We start from the raw sequence: 7,133 nt of genomic DNA on the forward strand, positions 1-7,133 counted from the left end.
GGCTTGCCAGCGATGGGGTCAGCACATCCGAATCACCTTTGCCTGACCCACTGTCATCGCTGGCAAGCCAGCTCCCACATGTTCATCAGGGTTGTTGGAACTCCAACTCCGTAGTCTTACTTACCGAGTTTCACCCGGGTCCAGCCACGGGTCATGATCCGCTGTGTCGCAATCGGCTGATCCGGCACCGCATACAACGTCGCCATTACCGCTTGCGACGGGTACGAGCCCGGGTCGTTGCGGATCGCTTCATCCACCAGTGGCGTGGCCGCCGCGTTGGCGTTGCTGTAGCCGTTGCTGTTGGTGATCTCGGCGATGATGTCCGGACGCATCAGGAAGTCCATGAACAGGTAGGCGTTGTCGACGTTCGCCGCATCACGCGGAATGGCGACCATGTCGTAGAAACTGCCGGCGCCTTCCTTGGGAATGCTGTAGTCGATCACCACGTTGTTGCCCGATTCCACGGCGCGGGCCTTGGCCTGCAGCACGTCGCCGGAGTAACCGACCGCCACGCAGATGTTGCCGTTGGCCAGATCGGAGATGTATTTCGAGGAATGGAAGTACGCCACGTTCGGGCGAATCTTCATGAACAGCGCCTCGGCTTCCTTGATGTGCGCGGTGTCCTTGTCGTTCACCGGATAGCCCAGGTAGTGCAGGGCGGCCGGGATCATTTCGGTCGGCGAGTCGAGGAAACTGATGCCGCAGGCTTTGAGCTTTTCAGCGTTTTCCGGCTTGAACAGCAAGTCCCAGGAATTGGTCGGGGCGTTGGCGCCGAGCACTTCCTTGACCTTGGCCGGATTGAAACCGATACCGATCGAGCCCCACATGTACGGGAACGCGTGAGCGTTGTCCGGATCACTGGCGGCGGCGTTTTTCAACAGCACCGGGTTGAGATTCTTCCAGTTCGGCAGCTTCGATTTGTCCAGGGTCTGATAGACGCCAGCCTTGATCTGCTTGGCCAGGAAACTGTTCGACGGCACGACCAGGTCGTAGCCGGACTTGCCCGCCAGCAAACGCGCCTCAAGGGTCTCGTTGCTGTCGAAGACGTCGTAGGTCACGCGGATGCCGGTCTCGTCTTCGAACTTCTTGACGGTGTCCGGCGCGATGTAATCGGACCAGTTGTAAACACGCAGCACCTTGTCGTTGGCCTGGGCGCCCATGACCATCGCGCCCATTAAGGACAGTGTCAGCAGAGTCCTGCCAAACATTTTCATTGGTACAACTCCATTCTTTTTATTCAAAAACACAAAGCCAAAACTCGGTTAACAGCGCCAGATGTGTTGTAGGAGAGTGAAACGAGGCTGCGATCTGTTGATCTTTCACATCAAGATCAGAAGATCGCAGCGTGCCGCAGCTCCTACAGGGTTATGCGGTGGCGGCTTGTTGCTGTGGTCGCCACGACTCGTTTGCGGTCTGATCCATCGCTTCCTGAATCGCCCGCTTGCGGTTGGCTTCTGCCTTGCGGCCGAAGTACCAGACCAGGAAAGTCACCAGCGACACCGCCAGCAGAATCAGGCTGGCCACGGCGTTGATCTCAGGTTTCACGCCCAGACGCACCGCCGAGAACACTTCCATCGGCAACGTCGTCGAACCTGGTCCGGAAACGAAGCTGGCCAACACCAGGTCATCCAGCGACAAGGCAAACGACATCATCCCGCCCGCGGCCAGCGACGGCGCGATCATTGGAATGGTGATCAGGAAAAACACCTTGAACGGTTTCGCACCGAGGTCCATCGCCGCTTCTTCGATCGACAGATCCAGCTCGCGGAGGCGGGCGGAGACTACCACCGCGACATAAGCGGCACAAAACGTGGTGTGGGCGATCCAGATCGTGACGATGCCACGCTCCTGCGGCCAGCCGATCAACTGCGCCATCGCCACGAACAGCAGCAACAGCGACAGGCCGGTGATCACCTCAGGCATTACCAATGGCGCGGTGACCAGACCACCAAACAGCGTGCGACCCTTGAAGCGCGTGACGCGAGTCAGCACGAAAGCGGCGAGGGTGCCCAACGCGACGGCAGCGATCGCGGTGTAGCAGGCGATTTCCAGCGAGCGCACTACCGAGCCCATCAGTTGCGTGTTGTCGAGCAAACCGACGTACCACTTCACCGACCAGCCGCCCCACACCGTCACCAGTTTCGAGGCGTTGAACGAGTAGATCACCAGAATCAGCATCGGCAGATAAATGAACATCAGGCCGAAGATCAACATGAACTTGGAAAAACCGAAGCGTTTCATCCCCGTGCCTCCATCTCTTTGGCCTGGCTGCGGTTGAACAGCAGAATCGGCACAATCAGGATCAACAGCATCACCACCGCCAGCGCAGACGCCACCGGCCAGTCGCGGTTATTGAAGAACTCTTGCCACAGCACGCGACCGATCATCAGCGTCTCCGGGCCACCGAGCAGTTCCGGAATCACGAACTCACCGACCACCGGAATGAACACCAGCATGCAGCCGGCAATAATCCCGTTCTTGGCCAGCGGCACGGTGATTTTCCAGAAGTTGTTGAAGTTGCTCGAGCCCAGATCCTGCGCGGCTTCCAGCAAGCTGCCATCGTGCTTGACGAGGTTGGCGTACAGCGGCAACACCATAAACGGCAGGTAGGCGTAGACCACGCCGATATACACGGCCGTGTTGGTGTTGAGGATCTCGATCGGGTGATCGGTGAGCCCCGTCCACATCAGAAATGCGTTAAGCAAACCGTTGTTGCTGAGGATGCCCATCCACGCGTAAACGCGGATCAGGATCGCGGTCCAGGTCGGCATCATGATCAACAGCAGCAGGACGTTTTGCGTTTCCTTGCCGGTCTTGGTGATCGCGTAGGCCATCGGGAAACCGATCAGCAGGCACATCATCGTGCTCAGCGCCGCGACCTTCAGCGAACCGAGGTAGGCCGACAGGTACAGCTCGTCTTCGCCGAGCATGGTGTAGTTGCCGATGTTCAGCAGCAGCTGGAATTTCTGTTCGGCGTAGGTGTAGATCTCCGAGTACGGCGGGATCGACAGTGCGGCTTCCGAGAAACTGATCTTCATCACCAGAAAGAACGGCAGCATGAAGAACAGGAACAGCCAGATGAACGGAATGCCGATCACCAGTTTTCGCCCGCTGGGCACCAGGCGCAGGAATTGCTGATTGAAGGTTCTCATGAGCGCAGTACCACGCCGCTGTCGTCTTCCCACCAGACGTAGACTTTGTCGTCCCAGGTCGGGCGCGCGCCACGGCGCTCGGCGTTGGCCATGAACGACTGGACAATTTTGCCGCCGGGCAATTCGACGTAGAACACCGAGTGACCGCCGAGGTAGGCGATGTCATGCACCTTGCCTTCGGACCAGTTGTAGCGGAACTCGGGTTGGGTGGTGCTGACGAGCATTTTTTCCGGACGGATCGCGTAGGTGACCGACTTGTCCTGCACCGAGGTGCTGACGCCGTGACCGACGTAGATCTTCTGCTGCAAGTCCGGGCTGTGAATGATCGCGTGACCTTCAAGGTCTTCCACCACAGTGCCGTCGAAGGCGTTCACGTTGCCGATGAATTCGCAGACCATGCGGCTGACCGGTGCTTCATAGATGTCGACCGGGCTGCCGATCTGAGCGATCCAGCCGAGGTGCATGATCGCGATGCGCTCGGCCATGGTCATGGCCTCTTCCTGGTCGTGGGTCACCATCACGCACGTCACGCCGACGCGTTCGATGATCTGCACCAGTTCCAGTTGCATCTGCGAGCGCAGCTTTTTATCCAGCGCGCCCATCGGCTCGTCGAGCAGCAACAGCTTCGGACGCTTGGCCAGCGAGCGGGCGAGGGCGACGCGCTGGCGCTGGCCGCCGGACAACTGGTGCGGGCGGCGTTTGGCGTATTGGGTCATGTGCACCAGACGCAGCATTTCATCGACACGGGCGTCGATTTCACTGGCGGGCAAACGGTCTTGCTTGAGGCCGAAGGCGATGTTCTGCGCGACGGTCATGTGTGGGAACAGCGCGTAGGACTGGAACATCATGTTGATCGGCCGCTCGTACGGCGGCATGTCAGTGATGTCCACGCCGTCGAGCAGAATCCGCCCTTCGGTCGGGCGCTCGAAACCGGCGAGCATGCGCAGCAGGGTCGATTTGCCCGAACCGGAGCCACCGAGCAGAGCGAAGATTTCGCCCTGATGGATCTCCAGGGACACATCGTCCACGGCCACGGTTTCGTCGAACTTCTTGGTGACACGATCGACTTTCACCAGCACCTTTTTCGGTTGCTGATGACCTTCAAGTGCCTTCCTGTAAGTGCTGGAGGCGTTTGCCATGTGAAACTCCCAACAGGTTTCGTTCGCCTGGCCAATGTGGCCGGGCTTAAGTGGATTGCAAGCCTGTAAGCGCTGCTCCGGTCGAATCGCCGCAATACCCTGTGGGAGCTGGCTTGCCAGCGATGGCGGTGGGTCAGTCACCATTAATGTTGAAGGTGACGGCCTCATCGCTGGCAAGCCAGCTCCCACAGGGTTTTGCATTGTTCTGACAGGTATTGCACTTACCGATCCGGCTTGGTCGGCGCCGCCGTCCTGGCTGCCTGGGTCGTACTTGTTGTTATTACGGGTGTTGCTGTTCACGAATGACGGATGTGCGCAGGCACACCCGACGTCCGTGGGGGCAGTAAATCGTTGTGATCTTTTGGGTTGTGTCAGCGTTTGTTGCGCCGCGCCGCCCGTTGCCGGCAAGCCGCGCCGAATGCCTGGAAAATCTTCAGGTAGTTCGGGTTGTCCAGCACTTGCCATTCCGGGTGCCATTGCACGCCGAGGGCGAAAGTCGGGCTGTGCTCGACCGAGATCGCCTCGATCAAACCGTCCGGCGCCACCGCTTCGGCGCGCAGGCCGGGCGCGAGGCGGTCGATGCCCTGGCTGTGAATCGAGTTGACCTGGAACTCGCCCGGCAGCTCCAGTGCTTCGAACACACCGCCAGCGAGTACGGTCACGGCGTGGGCCGGTGCGTATTGCACCGCCACGTCCGGGCTATCGGCTTCGCGGTGATCGAGCATGCCCGGCAGCTCATGCACCTTCTGATGCAGGCTACCGCCGAACGCCACGTTCATTTCCTGGAAGCCTCGGCAGATACCGAGCACCGGAACGCCCGCCGCAATGGCTGCACGCAATAAAGGAAGGGTGGTGGCATCCCGCGCCGGATCGTGATCCGTGCCGGGGGCGCTGGCCGGGCCTTGATAGTGGAAGGGTTCCACGTTCGAGGGCGAGCCGGTCAGCAACAGGCCGTCGAGTTGACCGAGCAGGTCTTCGATTTCAGTCAGGTTGCCAAGAGAAGGAATGACCACTGGCAGCCCTTCAGCGCCAACGCTGACAGCACGTACGTACTTGTCGCCGCTGATGTGATAGGGGTGCAGGCCAATCTGTTTGACGCACGCAGTAACGCCGATCAATGGCTTGAATGCCATTTTTATTCACCTCGAAGTTTGACACTTGAACGAGCTTTTCCGGAGCTTAGCCTCGTTGATTTTAATTAACAACTGTCATGTAAAAAATTCTAAACGCCGTTCATCATATCTTCATGATTTCAGGGTCTGTGGCGCCTGTATTGGCACGCGAGTGTTAAAAAAAGCCCGAAAAATAAACCCTGCGCGGCCATCTGTTCGCTATTGACTTCACTTTGCCGTTCGGGTTGACTGGCTCGGCGAAACAGCAGTGAACATAATAATTAACAGCTAAATAGGTGCATCATGTCGGTCCCTCTGCGTACCGTTCAACTCAACGAAGCAAACGCATTCCTTAAGAAATATCCTGAGGTTTTGTACGTCGACCTTCTGATTGCGGATATGAACGGTGTGGTGCGCGGCAAGCGCATCGAACGCACCAGTCTTCATAAGGTTTATGAGAAAGGCATCAACCTGCCGGCCTCGCTTTTCGCGCTCGATATCAACGGCTCCACGGTGGAAAGCACCGGCCTGGGTCTGGACATCGGCGACGCTGACCGCATTTGCTATCCGATCCCCGGCACCCTGAGCATCGAGCCGTGGCAGAAGCGCCCAACCGCACAACTTCTAATGACCATGCACGAGATCGAAGGCCAGCCGTTCTTCGCTGACCCGCGTGAAGTGCTGGCCAACGTCGTACGCAAATTCGACGACCTCGGTCTGACCATCTGCGCCGCGTTCGAACTCGAGTTCTATCTGATCGACCAGGACAACGTGAACGGTCGTCCACAGTCGCCACGTTCGCCGGTGTCCGGCAAGCGTCCGGTATCGACTCAGGTTTACCTGATCGACGATCTCGACGAATACGTCGATTGCCTGCAAGACATCCTCGAAGGCGCGAAAGAGCAGGGCATTCCGGCTGACGCGATCGTCAAGGAAAGCGCCCCGGCGCAATTCGAAGTCAACCTGCATCACGTCTCCGACCCGATCAAGGCGTGCGACTACGCCGTCCTGCTCAAGCGTCTGGTGAAGAACATCGCCTACGACCACGAGATGGACACCACCTTCATGGCCAAGCCGTATCCGGGCCAGGCGGGCAACGGTCTGCACGTGCACATTTCGATCCTGGACAAAGAAGGCAACAACATCTTCGCCAGCGAGGATCCCGAGCAGAACGCCGCACTGCGTCACGCGATCGGCGGTGTGCTGGAGACCCTGCCCGCGCAAATGGCGTTCCTCTGCCCGAACGTCAACTCGTACCGCCGCTTCGGCGCGCAGTTCTACGTACCGAACTCGCCGAGCTGGGGCATCGACAACCGCACCGTTGCGGTCCGTGTGCCAACCGGTTCGGCCGACGCCGTGCGTATCGAGCATCGCGTCGCCGGTGCCGATGCCAACCCCTACTTGCTGATGGCGTCGGTGCTGGCCGGTATTCACCACGGGCTGACCAATCAGATCGAACCGGGCGCCCCGGTGGAAGGCAACAGCTACGAGCAGAACGAACAGAGCCTGCCGAACAACCTGCGTGATGCACTGCGCGAGCTGGACGACAGCGAAGTCATGGCCCGCTACATCGACCCGATGTACATCGACGTGTTTGTCGCGTGTAAAGAGAGCGAGCTGGCCGAGTTCGAGAACTCGATTTCAGACCTTGAGTACAACTGGTATCTGCATACGGTGTGATTGGCTGAGGCCCTCAAAAGCTGAAGAGCCCCTCACCCTAACCCTCTCCC

6 protein-coding genes are annotated in these 7,133 nt (G+C 58.9%); 1 reads left to right on the top strand and 5 read right to left on the bottom strand.

Features of this window, described 5'->3' with window-relative positions; genetic code table 11:
- Nucleotides 1–116: 116 nt before the first annotated feature.
- The 5 genes from PMI23_RS15205 to PMI23_RS15225 all read right to left on the bottom strand — a co-directional run bounded on the left by PMI23_RS15205 (nucleotide 117) and on the right by PMI23_RS15225 (nucleotide 5,424).
- A complete protein-coding gene (locus tag PMI23_RS15205) occupies nucleotides 117–1,214 on the bottom strand; it encodes a polyamine ABC transporter substrate-binding protein (protein ID WP_007919260.1) in 1,098 nt (365 codons plus the stop codon).
- Nucleotides 1,215–1,365: 151 nt separating this feature from the next.
- On the bottom strand, nucleotides 1,366–2,241 hold the full coding sequence (locus PMI23_RS15210) for an ABC transporter permease subunit (RefSeq protein ID WP_007919252.1): 876 nt from the start codon (nucleotides 2,239–2,241) through the stop codon (nucleotides 1,366–1,368).
- On the bottom strand, nucleotides 2,238–3,119 hold the full coding sequence (locus PMI23_RS15215) for an ABC transporter permease subunit (protein WP_371042493.1): 882 nt from the start codon (nucleotides 3,117–3,119) through the stop codon (nucleotides 2,238–2,240). Before PMI23_RS15215 ends, PMI23_RS15210 begins: the two co-directional genes overlap by 4 nt.
- A 29-nt stretch (nucleotides 3,120–3,148) precedes the next feature.
- Complete coding sequence (locus PMI23_RS15220) at nucleotides 3,149–4,291, bottom strand: ABC transporter ATP-binding protein (RefSeq protein ID WP_007919249.1); 1,143 nt, start codon at nucleotides 4,289–4,291, stop codon at nucleotides 3,149–3,151.
- A 371-nt stretch (nucleotides 4,292–4,662) separates the two neighbouring features.
- Nucleotides 4,663–5,424 (bottom strand): gamma-glutamyl-gamma-aminobutyrate hydrolase family protein, encoded by a 762-nt coding sequence (locus PMI23_RS15225; protein ID WP_007918691.1) that lies wholly within the window; start codon nucleotides 5,422–5,424, stop codon nucleotides 4,663–4,665.
- 282 nt (nucleotides 5,425–5,706) lie between these two features.
- Here PMI23_RS15225 and PMI23_RS15230 point away from each other — a divergent pair, with 282 nt between their 5' ends.
- A complete protein-coding gene (locus PMI23_RS15230; protein ID WP_007918694.1) occupies nucleotides 5,707–7,083 on the top strand; it encodes a glutamine synthetase family protein in 1,377 nt (458 codons plus the stop codon).
- The last annotated feature ends 50 nt before the right edge of the window (nucleotides 7,084–7,133 follow it).

Source organism: Pseudomonas sp. GM24, assembly GCF_000282235.1.
Lineage (GTDB): Bacteria > Pseudomonadota > Gammaproteobacteria > Pseudomonadales > Pseudomonadaceae > Aquipseudomonas.

Bases quoted from the DNA above. Each gene is read 5' to 3' on its own strand.
- PMI23_RS15205 (WP_007919260.1), bottom strand. From the start codon at position 1,214: ATGAAAATGTTTGGCAGGACTCTGCTGACACTGTCCTTAATGGGCGCG.
- PMI23_RS15230 (WP_007918694.1), top strand. From the start codon at position 5,707: ATGTCGGTCCCTCTGCGTACCGTTCAACTCAACGAAGCAAACGCATTC.
- PMI23_RS15210 (WP_007919252.1), bottom strand. From the start codon at position 2,241: ATGAAACGCTTCGGTTTTTCCAAGTTCATGTTGATCTTCGGCCTGATG.
- PMI23_RS15225 (WP_007918691.1), bottom strand. From the start codon at position 5,424: ATGGCATTCAAGCCATTGATCGGCGTTACTGCGTGCGTCAAACAGATT.
- PMI23_RS15220 (WP_007919249.1), bottom strand. From the start codon at position 4,291: ATGGCAAACGCCTCCAGCACTTACAGGAAGGCACTTGAAGGTCATCAG.